Genomic DNA, 16786 nt, shown 5'->3' on the forward strand with positions numbered 1-16786 from the left:
GCCATGAAAGGCATCATCCTCGCCGGAGGTTCCGGTACCCGTCTGCACCCCATCACCCTTGGCGTATCCAAGCAACTGCTGCCGATCTACGACAAGCCGATGATCTACTACCCGCTGTCGGTGCTGATGCTCACCGGCATCCGCGACATCCTGATCATCTCCACTCCCGAGGATCTGCCCAACTTCGCCAAGATGCTCGGCGACGGCAGCCAGTTCGGTGTTCGCCTGCAGTACGCCGAGCAACCCTCGCCGGACGGCCTGGCCCAGGCCTTCCTGATCGGCGAGGCGTTCATCGGCAGCGACCCGGTGTGCCTGATCCTCGGCGACAACATCTTCCATGGTCAGCACTTCACCGAGAAGCTGCTGCGTGCCGCCAGCCAGCCCAGCGGCGCCACGGTGTTCGGCTACTGGGTCAGCGACCCCGAGCGCTTCGGCGTGGTGGAGTTCGATGCCGCCGGCAATGCCCTGTCCATCGAGGAAAAACCGGCGCAGCCGAAATCCAGCTACGCCGTCACCGGCCTGTACTTCTACGACAACGACGTGGTGCGCATCGCCAAGGCGGTCAAGCCCTCGCCACGCGGCGAGCTGGAGATCACCGATGTCAACAACGCCTACCTGGCCCGTGGCGACCTGCGCGTCGAGCGTTTCGGCCGCGGCTTCGCCTGGCTCGACACCGGCACCCACGACAGCCTGCTCGACGCCTCGCAATATGTGCAGACCGTGGAGAAGCGCCAGGGTCTGAAGATCGCCTGTCTTGAGGAAATCGCCTACCAGCAGGGCTGGATCGACCACACGCGCCTGTTGAGCCAGGCCAAGGCCTTCGGCAAGACCGGCTATGGCCAATACCTGTACAAACTCGCCGAGGGACATGCATGAAGATCATCGCCACCGACCTGCCCGACGTGCTGATCATCGAGCCCCAGGTGTTCGGCGACGAGCGCGGCTTCTTCTACGAGAGCTTCAACGCGCGGCGCTTCGCCGAACTGACTGGCGTGCACGGCGAGTTCGTCCAGGACAACCACTCGCGTTCGGCGCGCGGCGTGCTGCGTGGCCTGCACTACCAGGTGCAGCAGGCGCAGGGCAAGCTGGTGCGGGTGACTGCCGGCGAGGTGTATGACGTCGCCGTCGACCTGCGTCGCGGCTCGGCGCACTTCGGCAAATGGGTCGGCGTCCACCTGTCCGCCGAGAACAAGCGCCAGCTCTGGATTCCGGCAGGCTTCGCGCACGGTTTTCTGGTGCTCAGCGAGCATGCCGAGTTCCTCTACAAGACCACCGACTATTACGCCCCCGCCCACGAACGCTGCATCCGCTGGGACGACCCGCACCTGGCCATCGCCTGGCCGCTGGCCGGGCAGACGCCGCAACTGTCAGCCAAGGATCAGCAGGGCATGCCATTCGAGGAGGCCGACACCTTCCCATGAAGATTCTCATCACCGGCCATACCGGCCAGGTCGCCCGCGAGCTGCAGCGTGCGCTCGCCGGCCATGAGCTGCTCAGCCTGGGCCGTGCCGATTTCGACCTGGCCCAGCCACAGCGCCTGGGCGAGGTCATCCTCCGCGAGCGTCCGGCACTGGTCATCAACGCGGCCGCCTATACCGCCGTCGACCAGGCCGAGCAGGAGCGCGAGCTGGCCTTCACCATCAACGCCGAGGCGCCAGGCGCCATGGCCGATGCCTGCTTCGAGCTGGACATTCCGCTGATTCACTACTCCACCGACTACGTCTTCGACGGCAGCAAGGCCACCCCCTACCGCGAGGCCGACACACCGCACCCGCTGGGCGTCTATGGCGCCAGCAAGGCGGCCGGCGAGCAGGCCCTGCGCATCAGCGGCTGTGATCACCTGATCCTGCGTACCAGCTGGGTCTACTCACGGCACGGGCGCAACTTCCTGCTGACCATGCAACGCCTGCTGCAGGAGCGCGAGCAGCTCAAGGTGGTGGACGACCAGATCGGCGCGCCCACCTGGGCCGGCAGCATCGCCAGCGCCACGGCCGAGCTGATCGACAAGTGGCAGCAGGGCCGCTACCACTGGGGCACCTATCACCTGACCTGCCAGGGCCAGACCAGTTGGTTCGGCTTCGCCAGCGCCATCGCGGAACGCCTACGCGCCGAGGGCAAGCGCTGTGCCGAGCTGCTGCCGATTCCCTCCAGCGAATACCCCACGCCTGCGCAACGACCGCTCAACTCGCGCCTGGATGGCGAACGACTGGCGCAAGCCTGGCAGGTGAGCCTGCCGCCTTGGGAGCAGGCGCTGGACGCCTGCCTGGCGCGCCAGGACTGAAGGCACGGGCCTGCTGCCGTTTACGCGCGAAACGGCAGCAGAGCGGGCGGGAATGTGCATAATGCGCCGATCATCTCGGCGCCCGTCCTCGCTCCATGACCATTGCTCCTTCCACCTTACGTCGCCCCCGCTGGCGCAGCCTGCTGCTCCTGGCGCTGCTGCTCGCGCCGCTGTTGTGGCCGGTGCACTACCTGGCCGAGCGCTATTACCGCGGCGTACTGATCGAGCAGAACCGCCAGACTCTCGACCTGTACGTCGCCAACCTGCTGGGCACCCTGCGCCGCTACGAGGTGCTGCCGCAGATTCTCGGTGACCTGCCTGGGGTGCGCGCGGCGCTTCACGAACCGGATGATCCCGCCATCCTCGACGGCGCCAACCGCCTGCTGGCCCGCACACGGGTACAGACCGGTGCCGACGTCATCTACCTGATGAACAGCCGTGGCGTCACCCTGGCCGCCTCCAACTGGGACAAACCCGACAGTTTCGTCGCCGGCAATTTCGCCTTCCGCCCTTATTTTCGCGAAGCCCTGGCCGGGCGCCTGGGGCGTTTCTTCGGCCTCGGCACCACCTCGGGCAAGCGCGGCTACTACTTCGCCTACCCGGTACGCGAAGACGAGCGCAACATCGGCGCGCTGGTGGTCAAGGTCGACCTCGACCACACCGAGACGCTGTGGGGCAACACCCCCGAACAACTGCTGGTGACCGACACCAACGGCGTGGTGATCCTCACCTCGCGCCCCGACTGGCGCTTTCATGCCAGCCGCCCACTGGATCGCGTGGAACAGGCCGCCATCGCCGCCAACCAGCCCTACCCGACCCAGGCGCCACCGGCGCTGGATCTCGACCCGAGCGCCTGGCTGGTGCAAAGCCGGGTGCTGGAGGAAACCGGCTGGACGGTGAACATCCTCGCCCCGCGCATTCTCCTCGACCGCCCGGTGCGCAGCGCCGTGGCGGTGGGCGCCACGGCGCTGCTGGTGCTGTTGCTGCTGCTCGGCCTGCTGATGCAGCGGCGCCGCCACTACCTCGAACGCATCGCCCTCGACAGCCGCGCCAAGGCCGAGCTGGAACAGCGCGTGGCCGAACGCACCCACGACCTCGAGCTGCTCAACAGCCGCCTCAAGCAGGAAGTGCTGGAGCGCGAGCAGGCCCAGCAGGAGCTGGTGCGTGCCCAGGACGAGCTGGTGCAGGCCGGCAAGCTCTCGGCCCTGGGCACCATGAGCGCCAGCATCAGCCACGAGCTCAACCAGCCGCTGGCGGCGATCCGCAGCTATGCGGAGAACGCCACCACCCTGCTCGACCATCAACGCAGCGAGGACGTGCGCGCCAACCTCGGCCTGATCCGCGAGCTGACCGAGCGCATGGCCTCGATCATCGCCCACCTGCGCGCCTTCGCTCGGCGGGACCGCCATGCCCCGGAGCGCGTGGCCCTGCAACCGGCGCTCGATGATGCCCTGGCGCTGCTGGCCAAGCGCCGCCGGTCCATGGACGTGGAACTGATCCGCGACCTGCCGGACGCCACCCTCTGGGTGCAGGCCGGCGAGACGCGCCTGCGCCAGGTGCTCGGTAACCTGCTGGCCAACGCCCTCGACGCCCTCGTCGACAAGGCGCCGCCACGGCGCATCTGGATCAGCGCGCACACCCAGGACGAGCAGCTCGAACTGCTGCTGCGCGACAACGGCCCAGGCTTCTCCGCCGAATCGCTGGCGCGCGCCCGCGAGCCTTTCTTCACCACCAAGACCAGCGCCCAGGGCCTGGGCCTTGGTCTGGCCATCTGCGAAAGCCTGATGCGCGCCCTGGACGGCGAGCTGCTGCTCGACAACCATGCACAAGGCGGCGCGTTGATCACCCTGCGCCTGCGCCTGGCCAGCCCTGGCGTCAACCTGCAACCCCCGGAGGATCCCTCGCCATGACCAGCGATAGCGCCATCGACAGCCGTATCCAGGTTCTGCTGATCGACGACGACGCCCATCTGCGCCAGGCGCTCAGCCAGACCCTCGACCTGGCCGGGCTCAAGGTGCTCAGCCTGGGTGATGCCAAGGGCCTGGCCGAACGCATTCCTGCTGGCTGGCCCGGCGTGGTGGTCAGCGATATCCGCATGCCCGGCATCGATGGCCTGGAACTGCTGCGGCAGTTGCACGAGCAGGACACCGAGCTGCCGGTGCTGCTGATCACAGGCCACGGCGACGTGCCCCTGGCCGTGCAGGCGATGCGCGCCGGCGCCTACGACTTTCTGGAAAAACCCTTCGCCAACGACGCCCTGCTCGACAGCGTGCGCCGCGCCCTCGACCTGCGCCGCCTGGTGCTGGACAACCGCAGCCTGCGCATGGCCCTGACCGACCGCCAGCAACTGGCCGGGCGCCTGGTCGGTCAATCCCCAGCGATGCAGCGCCTGCGCGAACAGATCGGCGCGCTGGCTGGCATCGCCACCGACGTGCTGATCCTCGGCGAAACCGGCGCCGGCAAGGAGGTGGTGGCGCGCGCCCTGCACGACCTGTCCAACCGCCGCGATGGCCCCTTCGTCGCCATCAACGCCGGCGCCCTGGCCGAGTCGGTGGTGGAAAGCGAGCTGTTCGGCCACGAGGCCGGCGCCTTCACCGGTGCGCAGAAACGCCGCATCGGCAAGTTCGAGTTCGCCAACGGCGGCACCCTGTTCCTCGACGAGATCGAGAGCATGAGCCTGGACGTGCAGGTCAAGCTGCTGCGCCTGTTGCAGGAACGGGTGGTCGAGCGCCTCGGCGGCAACCAGTTGATCCCCCTGGATATCCGCGTCATAGCCGCGACCAAGGAAGACCTGCGCCAGGCCGCCGACCAGGGCCGCTTCCGCGCCGACCTATACTACCGCCTGAACGTCGCGCCGCTGAACATTCCGCCGCTGCGCGAGCGCGGCGAAGATGCCCTGCTGCTGTTCCAGCATTTCAGCGAAAGCGCGGCTGCCCGCCATGGCCTGCCGGTACGCGAGCTGCAACCTGGCCAGCGTGCCCTGCTGCTGCGCCACCCCTGGCCGGGCAACGTGCGCGAGCTGCAGAACGCCGCCGAACGCTTCGCCCTGGGCCTGGAACTGGCCCTGGACAGCAACGCGCCCAACCTGCCGCCGGTTCAAGGTGGCCTGAGCGAACAGGTCGAGGCCTTCGAGCGTGCCCTGATCGCCGGCGAGCTGAGCCGTCCGCACGGTTCATTGCGCAGCCTGGCCGAGGCCCTGGGCATTCCACGCAAGACCCTGCACGACAAACTGCGCAAGCACGGCCTGAACTTTTCCGGTTCTGGCGGAAGCTCGCCAGAGGAATTCGACTGATTGGCGGCAAACCGCCACTTCCTCCCCCCCTCACCGACCGGAACCGGCGCCCGCCAGCCGCAGCGCCCTGCGCGTATTGGCCGAAGGCGCGCAGGTATGCGTCTTTTCAGGGCCTTTCATGCTTCTGTAGTGACCACGATGGCACTCTGGCACAAGGGTTGCTCTGAGCTAGCCTCAAGCGAACCCACAAGTACAAGTCCAGGCCTCGCTGCCCAATGACGGCGTTTTTCCCTCAGCCGCCTAGACTTGCTCTTGTCCGTTCGTTGCGACGCACCGGCGTCAACGCGATAAACACAACAAGAGGAAGCATCCGCATGTTCAAAACCACTGCCAAGGCGCTGGCTTGCGCCCTGTCCCTGTCCATCGCCGGCATGGCCCAGGCCGCCGATCCGATTGTCATCAAGTTCTCCCACGTCGTTGCCGAGCACACCCCGAAAGGTCAGGGTGCCATGCTGTTCAAGCAACTGGCCGAAGAACGCCTGCCTGGCAAGGTCAAGGTCGAGGTCTACCCGAACTCCTCGCTGTTCGGTGACGGCAAGGAAATGGAAGCGCTGCTGCTCGGCGACGTGCAGATCATCGCCCCGTCCCTGGCCAAGTTCGAGCAGTACACCAAGCAACTGCAGGTATTCGACCTGCCGTTCCTGTTCGACGACATGGCAGCGGTCGATCGCTTCCAGAAGGGCCCGGAAGGTCAGAAACTGCTGAACTCCATGACCGACAAGGGCATCACTGGCCTGGCCTACTGGCACAACGGCCTCAAGCAACTGTCGGCCAACAAGGCCCTGCTCGAGCCCAAGGACGCCCGTGGTCTGAAATTCCGTGTACAGGCTTCCGCCGTACTGGAAGAGCAGTTCAAGGCCGTGCGCGCCAACCCGCGCAAGATGAGCTTCGCCGAGGTCTACCAGGGCCTGCAGACTGGCGTGGTCAACGGTGCCGAGAACCCCTACTCGAACATCTACAGCCAGAAGATGTACGAAGTGCAGAAGTACATCACCGAGTCCAACCACGGCCTGCTGGACTACATGCTGATTACCAACACCAAGTTCTGGGACGGTCTGCCGGCTGACGTACGCGACGAGCTGAACAAGATCATCGCCGAGGTCACCGTCGAGGTGAACAAGCAGGCCGATGCGCTGAACCAGGGCGACAAGCAGCGCATCCTGGACGCCGGCACCACCGAGATCCTGACCCTGACGCCCGAGCAGCGCAACGAATGGCGTACCGCCATGCAGCCGGTGTGGAAGAAGTTCGAGGGTGAGATCGGTGCCGACCTGATCAAGGCTGCCCAGGCCGCCAACCAGCAATAAGGCCGGAGAGCCGTAGGGTGGGCAGAGCGCTACGGCTCTGACCCACCATGATGCCCGCGATGGGCGTCGTCTGCTGTAAACGGTGGGCCACTTCGGCCCACCCTACGCCCTTTCCATTCGGGAGAACCATCCATGAACGCCTTGCGGCGCGTCTGGGAGCACTTCGAGGAAGGCTTCATCGCCTTTCTGCTGGCGGCCATGACGCTGATCACCTTCACCTACGTGATCCTCAACAATTTCTATACCGTTTTCTACTGGCTGGGTGACACCTTCGGGGGCAACGAAACCCTGCTGAGCATCGGCGATGTCATCCTCGAAGCGGCCCAGGCCATGACCTGGAGCAGCGCCCTGACCAAGGCCCTGTTCGGCTGGCTGATCTTCTTTGGCCTGGCCTACGGCGTGCGCACTGCCGGCCATATCGGCGTCGACGCCCTGGTCAAGCTCGCCCCGCGCGGCATCCAGCGCATCATCGGCGTGATCGCCTGCCTGTGCTGCCTGGGCTATGCCGGCCTGATCGCGGTCGGCAGCTTCGACTGGGTGCGCACCCTGTTCATCGCCGGCATCGGCGCCGAAGACCTCGGCCACTACGGCATCCAGCAATGGCATATCGGCATGATCGTGCCCTTCGGCTACGCCATGGTGTTCATCCGCTTCCTGGAAATCCTCGTGCGCATCCTGCGCAACGAGCAGACCGGCCTCGGCCTGGCTGACGAAGCCGCCGATGCGCTGAAAATCAACGAGCACGAGGAGGCCAAATAATGACCGTCCTGTTCCTCTTCCTGCTGCTGTTCCTGCTGATGTTCATCGGCGTGCCGATCGCCGCATCGCTCGGTCTGGCCGGTTCGATCACCATCATGCTGTTCAGCCCTGACTCGGTGCGCTCGCTGGCGATCAAGCTGTTCGAGACCTCCGAGCACTACACCCTGCTGGCGATTCCGTTCTTCCTGCTGTCCGGCGCTTTCATGACCACCGGTGGCGTGGCCAAGCGCCTGATCGACTTCGCCAACGCCTGCGTCGGCCACATCCGTGGCGGCCTGGCCATCGGCGCGGTGCTGGCGTGCATGCTGTTCGCCGCGCTGTCCGGCTCCTCGCCGGCTACCGTGGCTGCAGTGGGCTCCATCGCCATCGCCGGCATGGTGCGCTCCGGTTACCCGCAGGCGTTCGGCGCCGGCATCGTGTGTAACGCCGGCACCCTGGGCATCCTGATTCCGCCGTCGATCGTGATGGTGGTGTACGCCGCCGCCACCGAGCAGTCGGTGGGCAAGCTGTTCATGGCCGGGGTGATTCCGGGTGTGCTGCTGGGCGTGGTGCTGATGGTGGCGATCTACATCGTCGCGCGCATCAAGAAGCTGCCGGCCCTGCCGCGCGCCAGCTTCCGCGAGTGGCTGCGCGCCGCCCGTGAGGCGATCTGGGGCCTGCTGCTGATGGTGATCATCCTCGGCGGCATCTACACCGGCATGTTCACCCCGACCGAAGCGGCCGCCGTGGCCGCCGTGTACGCCGGCTTCGTCGCCCTGTTCGTGTACAAGGATCTGACCTGGCGCGAGTGCCCGAAGGTGCTGCTGGAGTCCGGCAAGCTGACCATCATGCTGATGTTCATCATCGCCAACGCCATGCTCTTCGCCCACGTGCTGACCACCGAGCAGATTCCGCAGCAGATCACCGCCTGGGTGGTGGAGCTGGGCCTGCAGCCCTGGCAGTTCCTGCTGGTGGTGAACATCGTGCTGCTGGTGGCCGGTGCCTTCATGGAGCCGTCGGCGATCATCCTGATCCTGGCGCCGATCCTGTTCCCGATCGCCATGCAACTGGGCATCGATCCGATCCACCTGGGCATCATCATGGTGGTGAACATGGAGATCGGTCTGATCACGCCGCCGGTGGGGCTGAACCTGTTCGTCACCTCGGCGGTGACCGGGATGTCGCTGACCGCAGTGATCCGCGCCGCCATGCCGTGGCTGATGCTGCTGCTCAGTTTCCTGATGATCATTACCTATATCCCGGCCGTGTCCATGGCCCTGCCGAACTGGCTCGGGATGAACTGAGCATCGCTGCTTCGGGTACCACTGGTACCCATTGCGCCCGGCCTCGTGCCGGGCTTTTTTATGGGGTGGGGGGCGGCGGGGAGTAGGCTTGATACTGAGCTGGCAAGTTTGTGTTCTGAGGGTGGGCTTTTTTGGTGTTCTGGACGCCGCTGCGGTGTGCGCAGAAACTCCTTGTTTCGCCCCCTCGGGCGACTCACTTTTCTTTGAACTGCGCAAAGAAAAGTAAGCAAAAGAAACGCACCCCCGCCATCCGGGTCTCGCTTCGCTCGACTCCCCTCACTCCGGCATCGCTCCGGGGTCGGCGTACATGGGCCATCCCTGGCCCATTACGCCTCTCGCGGCATCCATGCCGCTCGCCCCCTGCGCAATGCCTGCGTTCGGCCTCCTGAAGGGGGAATTTGCGCGCCTGAACGAACAGGTGTGCCAGGCTAGTCCTGCGTGCTCTGGTAGCTGTGAAGTCGCGATGTGGCGGTTGAATTAAACCAATAGTTTCATTCGCGCAGTTTCATGCAGTGAACAGCTTGCCGGCTTGTAGCCGGCATTCAGGTCAGCCCTAAGGCTGACCCATGTTCAAACACTCCACGCTAATTCTGGGTTACCGCAGGTTCAGGCGCGTGCAGAGCCCGCCCAGGAGGGTGAGCGGAATCGTCGTGGAAGAGGTTGAGCGACATGGATGTCGCGAGAGCCGCGATGGGCCAGGGATGGCCCACCGCGGCGGGCCTCTGGAGCGGCGATGGAGCGAACGAACCCTGGCGCAGCCAGGGCCGGATGAAAGGGCGGAGGTTTTGGTTACTTTGCCCGCAAAGTGACTCGCCCGGGAGGGCGAAACCAAAAACATCAGCAAAAACGCGGCAATTCGGAACAAGCACCCGAACAACCAACAAGACAACACACAAACTTGCCGCTCCGGTATCAAATTCCCCGACCCAACGAAAAACGGGCCCCAAAGGCCCGTTTCTCGGATCACTAAGGATCGATCAGGCCTTTTCCGCCTGCAAGCTAGTGGCCTTGCCCGTGGTCTCGTCCATCGCCTGCTGCAGGGCCTTCTTGCGTTTTTCCTCGGCGCGCTGGCTGAAGAACCAGGCCAGGAAGGTGGCGAAGGACACCGCCAGCAGGATCAGGCTGGCCACGGCGTTGATCTCCGGCTTCACCCCCAGACGCACGGCAGAGAAGATCTCCATCGGCAAGGTGGTGGAGCCCGGGCCAGAGACGAAGCTGGCCAGCACCAGGTCGTCCAGCGACAGGGCAAAGGACATCATGGCACCAGCGGCCAGCGACGGCGCGATCATCGGTACGGTGATCAGGAAGAACACCTTCCACGGCCGCGCCCCAAGATCCATGGCCGCCTCTTCGATGGACATGTCCAGCTCGCGCAGGCGTGACGACACCACCACTGCCACATAGGCCGAGCAGAAGGTGGTGTGGGCGATCCAGATGGTGCTCAAGCCACGCTGCGCCGGCCAGCCGAACAGTTGCGCCATCAGCACGAACAGCAGCAGCAAGGACAGACCGGTGATCACTTCCGGCATCACCAGCGGTGCGGTGACCAGGCCACCGAACAGGGTACGCCCCTTGAAGTGGGTGATGCGGGTCAGCACGAAGGCCGCCAGGGTACCGAGGATCACCGCCGAGATGGCGGTGTACAGGGCAATTTCCAGCGAGCGCGCAACCGCGCTCATCAACTGGGTGTTGTCCAGCAGACCAACGTACCACTTGACCGACCAGCCACCCCAGACCGTCACCAGACGCGAGCCGTTGAACGAGTAGATGACCAGAATCACCATGGGCAGGTAGATGAACGCCAGACCCGCCCAGAGCATGACATTGGAGAAACTCAGACGCTTCATGGCCGGCCCTCCAGTTCTTTCGCTCCGCTTATGGTTGAAAAGCCGGTTGAACAGGATGCCGGGCTCATCACGATTGGATAACTCATGGCCGCCCCTCCAGCTCTTTCGCCTGGTTACGGTTGAACAGGATGATGGGCACCATCAGGATCGCCAGCATCACCACTGCCAGCGCCGAGGCTACCGGCCAGTCGCGGTTGTTGAAGAATTCCTGCCACAGCACCTTGCCGATCATCAGGGTCTCCGGGCCACCGAGCAGTTCGGGGATGACGAACTCGCCCACCACCGGAATGAACACCAGCATGGAGCCGGCGATGATGCCGTTCTTCGACAGCGGTACGGTGATGCGCCAGAAGTTGTTGAAGTTGCTCGAGCCCAGGTCGGAGGCAGCCTCCAGCAGGGTCGGGTCGTGCTTCACCAGGTTGGCGTAGAGCGGCAGGATCATGAACGGCAGGTAGGAATAGACCACGCCGATGTAGACCGCGAGGTTGGTGTTGAGGATCTGCAGCGGTTGATCGATCAGACCGATGCTCTGCAACAGGCTGTTGAGCAGGCCGTTGTTGCCGAGAATGCCCATCCAGGCATAGACGCGAATCAGGATCGCGGTCCAGGTCGGCATCATGATCAGCAGCAGGAAGACGGTCTGCTTGTCCTTGGGCGCCCGGGCGATGGCGTAGGCCATGGGGTAGCCGATCACCAGGCACAGCAGGGTGCTGAACAGGGCGATACGCAGCGAGCCGAGGTAGGCCGACAGATACAAGGCATCCTCGGAGAGGAAGATGTAGTTACCCAGGTTGAGCAGGATGGTCAGCTTGTCGTCCGCCCACTCGTAGATTTCCGTGTAGGGCGGAATGGCCACGTCGGCTTCGGCGAAGCTGATCTTCAGCACGATGATGAAGGGCAACAGGAAGAACAGGAACAGCCACAGGAACGGAATGCCGATCACGACATGCCGCCCGCTGGGCAGGTAGCGCGAGAGTTTGGCCAGTTTCATGATTGCAGTACCACGCCGCTGTCGTCTTCCCAGTACACCACCACTGGCTCGTCCCAGGTGGGGCGCTTGCCACGGCGCTCGGCGTTGGCGATGAAGCATTGCACAATCGGGCCGGTGTCGAGCTTGACGTAGAACACCGAGTGGCCGCCGAGATAGGCGATATCGTGCACGTGACCCCGGCTCCAGTTGTATTCCGGGTGTTCGTGATCGGCCGGCAGCTCGGTGGCCATCAGCAGCTTTTCCGGGCGCAGGGCATAGGTGACCCGCTTCTCTTCGGCACGGGTACTGATGCCGTGGCCGATGTAGATGGGCTTGTCCAGTTGCGGGCAGGCGATGATGGCGTGGTCGGCATCATCGGTGGTGATCTCGCCGTCGAACAGGTTGACGTTACCGATGAACTCGCACACCAGACGGTTGGCCGGGCTTTCGTAGACGTCCACCGGGCTGCCGGTCTGGGCGATCCAGCCCAGGTGCATGATGGCGATACGTTGGGCCATGGTCATGGCCTCTTCCTGATCGTGGGTCACCATCACGCAGGTCACGCCGACGCGTTCGATGATTTCCACCAGCTCGAGCTGCATCTGCGAGCGCAGTTTCTTGTCCAGCGCGCCCATGGGCTCGTCGAGCAGCAGCAGTTTGGGCCGCTTGGCCAACGAGCGGGCCAGGGCCACGCGCTGACGCTGCCCGCCGGAGAGCTGATGCGGCTTGCGCTTGGCGTACTGGGTCATGTGCACCAGCTTGAGCATCTCGGCCACGCGCTCTTCGATCTCGGCCTTGGGCAGGCCGTCCTGCTTGAGGCCGAAGGCGATGTTCTGCGCCACGGTCATGTGCGGGAACAGCGCGTAGGACTGGAACATCATGTTGATCGGCCGCTGGTAAGGCGGCATGTCGGTGATGTCCACACCATCGAGGATGATGCGCCCCTCGGTGGGCCGCTCGAAGCCGGCGAGCATGCGCAGCAGCGTGGATTTGCCCGAACCCGAGCCACCGAGCAGGGCGAAGATCTCACCCTTATTGATGGTCAGGGAGACATCGTCGACTGCCACTGTCTCGTCGAATTTCTTGGTTACCCGATCGATCTTCACCAGCACCTCTTTCGGTGTCTGGCTTCCCTCGAGGGCTTTTTTGTAGGCGCTGGAAGCGACAGCCATTATTGGAAAACTCCCGGAAGATTGTGCCCGGCCCCTGCGGCCAGGCAGGAACTGTTACTGACCCGACTTGACCTTGGTCCAGGTGCGAGTCATCAAACGCTGCACACGCGGCGGCAACTCGGCCGACACGTAGAGTTTGTCCAGCACCGCTTGTGGCGGGTACACGGACGGGTCATTGCGCACGTCCTGATCCATCAGCTCGGCCGCCTTGGTATTGGGGTTGGCGTAACCGACGTAGTCGCTGACCTGGGCGATCACCTTGGGATCGAGCAGGTAATTGATGAAGGCGTGAGCCGGCTCGACGTTCGGTGCGTCGGCCGGGATGGCCAGCATGTCGAACCAGAGGTTGGCGCCTTCCTTGGGAATGGCGTAGCCGATGTCGATGCCCTTGCCGGCCTCTTCAGCCCGGTCGGCGGCCTGCAGCACGTCGCCGGAGAAACCCGCCGCGACGCAGATGTTGCCGTTGGCCAGATCGCTGATGTACTTGGAGCTGTTGAAGTAGGTGACGTAGGGGCGCACAGCCATGAGCTTGGCTTCGGCCTTGGCGTAATCGTCGGGATTGGTGCTGTTGGGATCCAGGCCGAGGTAATTGAGCATGGCCGGGATCATCTCGTCGGCCGAGTCGAGGAAGGCGACGCCACACTGACTGAGCTTCTTGATGTTCTCCGGCTCGAACAGCACGGCCCAGGAATCGATCTCGTCGACACCCAGCACGGCCTTGACCTTCTCGACGTTGTAGCCGATGCCGTTGGTACCCCATAGGTAAGGCACGGCGTACTGGTTGCCGGGATCGTTCTTCTCCAGTTGCTTGAGCAGCGCCGGGTCGAGGTTGTTCCAGTTCGGCAGCTTGCTACGGTCGAGCTTCTGGAAGGCCCCGGCCTTGATCTGCTTGCCGAGGAAGTGGTTGGACGGCACCACCACGTCATAGCCAGTGTTGCCGGCCAGCAGCTTGCCCTCGAGGGTTTCGTTGGAGTCGAACACGTCGTAGACCGGCTTGATGCCGGTGGCGCTCTCGAACTCGGCCAGCGTCTGCTCGCCGATGTAGTCGCTCCAGTTGTAGATATGCACCGTCTGCTGGGCCAGCACGGCGCCACTCAGGCTGGCGGCAGCCAAGGCGATCAGGGTCTTGGGCAGAGTCACTCGCACAGGTTCATCCTCGCATTGCTGCGCCGCCAAAAAAGCGCGGCACTTTATAGGAAATCGCGTCGTGAAGCAGCGACTACCTGGCGGCGCTGGCCGCCAGGTGTCGCGAGATCCGATCAGCGACCGGATTTGATCTTGGTCCAGCTACGGGTCATGTTGCGCTGCACGGCAGGCGCCAGATCCGGGAAGGTGTAGATCTTCTTCAGCACTGCCGGGCTCGGGTACACACCCGGGTCGTTGCGCAGGGCTTCATCCACCAGCGGCGTGGCAGCGGCGTTACCGTTGGGGAACTGCACGTAGTTGGTGATGCTGGCCATCACTTCCGGCTTCATCAGGTAGTTGAGGAAGACGTGAGCGGCCTCGACGTTCTTGGCATCGGCCGGTACGGCGAGCATGTCGAAGAAGGCGCCGGCGCCCTCTTTCGGGATGTTGTACTTGACCTGCACACCGTTCTTGGCTTCTTCGGCACGCGCCTTGGCCTGGTAGATGTCGCCGGAGTAGCCGATGGCGACGCAGATGTTGCCGTTGGCCAGGTCGGAGATGTACTTGGAGCTGTGGAAGTAGGCCACCGACGGACGAATCTTCATGAACAGCTCTTCGGCCTTCTTCAGCTCACCCTTGTCGCTGCTGTCCGGGGCGTAGCCGAGGTAGTGCAGCGCGGCCGGCAGAATCTCGGTCGGCGAATCGAGGAAGGACACGCCGCAGGATTTCAGCTTTTCCATGTTCTCCGGCTTGAACACCAGATCCCAGGAGTCCACCGGGGCGTTGTCACCCAGCGCAGCCTTGACCTTCTCGACGTTGTAGCCGATGCCGATGGTGCCCCACATGTAGGGGATCGAGTACTGGTTGCCCGGATCGCTCGGCTCCAGCGCCTTGAGCAGATCCTTGTCCAGGTTCGACCAGTTCGGCAGCTTGGACTTGTCCAGCTTCTGGAACACGCCGGCCTTGATCTGCTTGGCCAGGAAGGGGTTGGACGGCACCACGATGTCGTAGCCGGAGCTGCCGGCGAGCAGCTTGGCTTCCAGCACCTCGTTGCTGTCGAAAACGTCGTAGACGACCTTGATGCCGGTTTCCTTCTCGAAGTTGGCCAGGGTGTCTTCGGCGATATAGTCGCTCCAGTTGTAGACATGCAGCACTTTGTCTTCAGCCTGGGCAACGCCTGCCAGGGTCGCGCTCAGGGACAACGCGAGAAGGGTCTTGCCGATTGTTTTCATGCGTACAGCTCCTGTTGTTGTGTCGGTAATCCAGAGGTCGCGCAAGCCGTTGTCATCACACCGGCCCGCGCACTCTGGCGCAGTCTGGCAAGGTCATGGCACCGCTGACAACTTTCCGTGACTGCGGACGTTCAGACCGACAGGTCACGCAAGGTCAGATCCAGGCACTTGCGCGCTTTCTCGACCAGCTCATCCACTTCTGCCTGGCTGATCACCAAGGGCGGCGCGATGATCATGGTGTCACCCACGGCACGCATGATCAGACCATTGTTGAAGCAGTGGCCACGGCAGACCATGCCGGCAGCCATTTCATCCGGGTAACGCTTGCGCGCGGCCTTGTCCTGCACCAGTTCGATGGCGCCGAGCATGCCCAGGCCGCGCACTTCACCCACCAGCGGGTGATCGGCCAGCTCACGCAGACGACGCTGCAAATAGGGTGCCGTTTCTGCCTTGACCCGCTCGACGATGCCTTCCTCCTTGAGAATGCGCAGGTTCTCCAGGCCCACCGCCGCTGCCACCGGGTGACCGGAGTAGGTGAAGCCGTGGTTGAAGTCGCCGTGCGCCTCGATCACCTCGAACACCTTGTCGCTGACGATCAGCCCGCCCATGGGCACGTAGCCGCTGGTCAGGCCCTTGGCAATGGTCATCAGGTCGGGTTTCAGATCGTAGTACTGGCTGCCGAACCACTCGCCGGTACGACCAAAGCCACAGATCACCTCGTCGGCCACGAACAGGATGTCGTACTTGCCGAGGATTTCCTTGATACGCGGCCAGTAGGTTTCGGGCGGGATGATCACGCCGCCAGCGCCCTGCACCGGCTCGGCAATAAAGGCCGCCACATTGTCCTCGCCCAGTTCGAGAATCTTCTTCTCCAACTGGTCGGCAGCCCAGATGCCGAATTCCTCGGGCGATTTGTCGCCGCCCTCGCCAAACCAGTAGGGCTGCGGGATATGGGCAATGCCGGGAATCGGCAGGTCGCCCTGCTCGTGCATGAACTTCATGCCACCGAGGCTGGCACCGGCCACGGTGGAGCCGTGGTAGCCGTTCTCACGGCCAATGATGATTTTCTTGCTCGGTTGGCCCTTGCACGCCCAGTAGTGGCGCACCAGGCGCAGCATGGTGTCGTTGCCTTCCGAGCCCGAGCCAGTAAAAAACACATGGTTCATGCCGGCCGGCGCCAGTTGCGAGATGGCATGCGCCAGCTCCAGCACCGGCGGGTGGGCGGTCTGGAAGAAGGTGTTGTAGAACGGCAACTGGCGCATCTGCCGAGCAGCGGCCTCGACCAGCTCCTCGCGGCCATAGCCGACCGCCACGCACCACAGGCCGGCCATGCCGTCGAGGATCTTGTGGCCCTCGCTGTCCCACAGGTGCACGCCCTTCGCCTCGGTGATGATGCGCGGGCCCTTCTCGGCCAGTTGCCTGTAATCACTGAACGGCGCCAGATGATGGGCCTGGCTCAGGGCCTGCCAATGGGCGGTCTTGGGGCTGTTCGCTTGCTTGTTCATTACCAACACCTTG

The 16786-nt window shown here is 63.9% G+C and carries 14 protein-coding genes; 8 read left to right on the forward strand and 6 right to left on the reverse strand.

Features of this window, described 5'->3' with window-relative positions; genetic code table 11:
* The first annotated feature begins 3 nt into the window (after positions 1 to 3).
* From rfbA to dctM, 8 genes are all read left to right on the forward strand, one after another.
* Positions 4 to 876, forward strand: a complete 873-nt coding sequence (gene rfbA, locus PVE35_RS23465; RefSeq protein WP_277373153.1) for a glucose-1-phosphate thymidylyltransferase RfbA — start codon at positions 4 to 6, stop codon at positions 874 to 876.
* Entirely contained in the window at positions 873 to 1421 is a 549-nt protein-coding gene (gene rfbC, locus PVE35_RS23470) for a dTDP-4-dehydrorhamnose 3,5-epimerase (RefSeq protein ID WP_277373154.1), read from the forward strand. Before rfbA ends, rfbC begins: the two co-directional genes overlap by 4 nt.
* Positions 1418 to 2281 (forward strand): dTDP-4-dehydrorhamnose reductase, encoded by an 864-nt coding sequence (rfbD, locus tag PVE35_RS23475; RefSeq protein ID WP_277373155.1) that lies wholly within the window; start codon positions 1418 to 1420, stop codon positions 2279 to 2281. Before rfbC ends, rfbD begins: the two co-directional genes overlap by 4 nt.
* Positions 2282 to 2376: 95 nt before the next feature.
* Positions 2377 to 4191, forward strand: a complete 1815-nt coding sequence (locus PVE35_RS23480) for an ATP-binding protein (protein WP_277373156.1) — start codon at positions 2377 to 2379, stop codon at positions 4189 to 4191.
* Positions 4188 to 5573 carry a sigma-54 dependent transcriptional regulator gene (locus tag PVE35_RS23485; protein WP_277373157.1) on the forward strand — a complete coding sequence of 462 codons (1386 nt, stop codon included), beginning with the start codon at positions 4188 to 4190 and terminating at the stop codon, positions 5571 to 5573. The genes PVE35_RS23480 and PVE35_RS23485 overlap by 4 nt, the downstream gene beginning before the upstream one ends.
* 314 nt (positions 5574 to 5887) lie before the next feature.
* A complete protein-coding gene (dctP, locus tag PVE35_RS23490; protein ID WP_277373158.1) occupies positions 5888 to 6880 on the forward strand; it encodes a C4-dicarboxylate TRAP substrate-binding protein DctP in 993 nt (330 codons plus the stop codon).
* A 132-nt stretch (positions 6881 to 7012) separates the two neighbouring features.
* The gene (locus PVE35_RS23495) at positions 7013 to 7639 is read left to right on the forward strand and encodes a TRAP transporter small permease (protein ID WP_277373159.1); all 627 of its coding nucleotides are present in this window, start codon (positions 7013 to 7015) and stop codon (positions 7637 to 7639) included.
* Entirely contained in the window at positions 7639 to 8922 is a 1284-nt protein-coding gene (gene dctM / locus PVE35_RS23500) for a C4-dicarboxylate TRAP transporter large permease protein DctM (protein WP_268179572.1), read from the forward strand. Before PVE35_RS23495 ends, dctM begins: the two co-directional genes overlap by 1 nt.
* A 977-nt stretch (positions 8923 to 9899) precedes the next feature.
* Here dctM and PVE35_RS23505 read toward each other — a convergent pair.
* From PVE35_RS23505 to PVE35_RS23530, 6 genes are all read right to left on the reverse strand, one after another.
* Positions 9900 to 10769, reverse strand: a complete 870-nt coding sequence (locus tag PVE35_RS23505) for an ABC transporter permease subunit (protein WP_277373160.1) — start codon at positions 10767 to 10769, stop codon at positions 9900 to 9902.
* Between the two features lie 82 nt (positions 10770 to 10851).
* Entirely contained in the window at positions 10852 to 11733 is an 882-nt protein-coding gene (locus PVE35_RS23510) for an ABC transporter permease subunit (RefSeq protein ID WP_268184408.1), read from the reverse strand.
* Between the two features lie 23 nt (positions 11734 to 11756).
* Positions 11757 to 12911, reverse strand: a complete 1155-nt coding sequence (gene potA / locus PVE35_RS23515) for a polyamine ABC transporter ATP-binding protein (protein ID WP_268179575.1) — start codon at positions 12909 to 12911, stop codon at positions 11757 to 11759.
* A 54-nt stretch (positions 12912 to 12965) separates the two neighbouring features.
* Positions 12966 to 14057 carry a polyamine ABC transporter substrate-binding protein gene (locus PVE35_RS23520; protein WP_268179577.1) on the reverse strand — a complete coding sequence of 364 codons (1092 nt, stop codon included), beginning with the start codon at positions 14055 to 14057 and terminating at the stop codon, positions 12966 to 12968.
* Between the two features lie 113 nt (positions 14058 to 14170).
* Positions 14171 to 15268, reverse strand: coding sequence for a polyamine ABC transporter substrate-binding protein (locus PVE35_RS23525; RefSeq protein WP_277373161.1), 1098 nt, complete (start codon positions 15266 to 15268; stop codon positions 14171 to 14173).
* Positions 15269 to 15399: 131 nt separating this feature from the next.
* Entirely contained in the window at positions 15400 to 16773 is a 1374-nt protein-coding gene (locus PVE35_RS23530; protein ID WP_277373162.1) for an aspartate aminotransferase family protein, read from the reverse strand.
* Between the last annotated feature and the right edge of the window lie 13 nt (positions 16774 to 16786).

Origin of the sequence: Pseudomonas sp. AA-38 (genome assembly GCF_029457475.1) — a bacterium.
GTDB lineage: Bacteria > Pseudomonadota > Gammaproteobacteria > Pseudomonadales > Pseudomonadaceae > Aquipseudomonas.

Excerpts from the sequence above, each read along its gene's own strand:
- dctM (WP_268179572.1), top strand. The coding sequence starts at position 7,639 with ATGACCGTCCTGTTCCTCTTCCTGCTGCTGTTCCTGCTGATGTTCATC.
- rfbA (WP_277373153.1), top strand. The coding sequence starts at position 4 with ATGAAAGGCATCATCCTCGCCGGAGGTTCCGGTACCCGTCTGCACCCC.
- PVE35_RS23505 (WP_277373160.1), bottom strand. The coding sequence starts at position 10,769 with ATGAAGCGTCTGAGTTTCTCCAATGTCATGCTCTGGGCGGGTCTGGCG.
- rfbD (WP_277373155.1), top strand. The coding sequence starts at position 1,418 with ATGAAGATTCTCATCACCGGCCATACCGGCCAGGTCGCCCGCGAGCTG.
- potA (WP_268179575.1), bottom strand. The coding sequence starts at position 12,911 with ATGGCTGTCGCTTCCAGCGCCTACAAAAAAGCCCTCGAGGGAAGCCAG.
- PVE35_RS23525 (WP_277373161.1), bottom strand. The coding sequence starts at position 15,268 with ATGAAAACAATCGGCAAGACCCTTCTCGCGTTGTCCCTGAGCGCGACC.
- PVE35_RS23495 (WP_277373159.1), top strand. The coding sequence starts at position 7,013 with ATGAACGCCTTGCGGCGCGTCTGGGAGCACTTCGAGGAAGGCTTCATC.
- rfbC (WP_277373154.1), top strand. The coding sequence starts at position 873 with ATGAAGATCATCGCCACCGACCTGCCCGACGTGCTGATCATCGAGCCC.
- PVE35_RS23480 (WP_277373156.1), top strand. The coding sequence starts at position 2,377 with ATGACCATTGCTCCTTCCACCTTACGTCGCCCCCGCTGGCGCAGCCTG.
- PVE35_RS23530 (WP_277373162.1), bottom strand. The coding sequence starts at position 16,773 with ATGAACAAGCAAGCGAACAGCCCCAAGACCGCCCATTGGCAGGCCCTG.
- dctP (WP_277373158.1), top strand. The coding sequence starts at position 5,888 with ATGTTCAAAACCACTGCCAAGGCGCTGGCTTGCGCCCTGTCCCTGTCC.
- PVE35_RS23485 (WP_277373157.1), top strand. The coding sequence starts at position 4,188 with ATGACCAGCGATAGCGCCATCGACAGCCGTATCCAGGTTCTGCTGATC.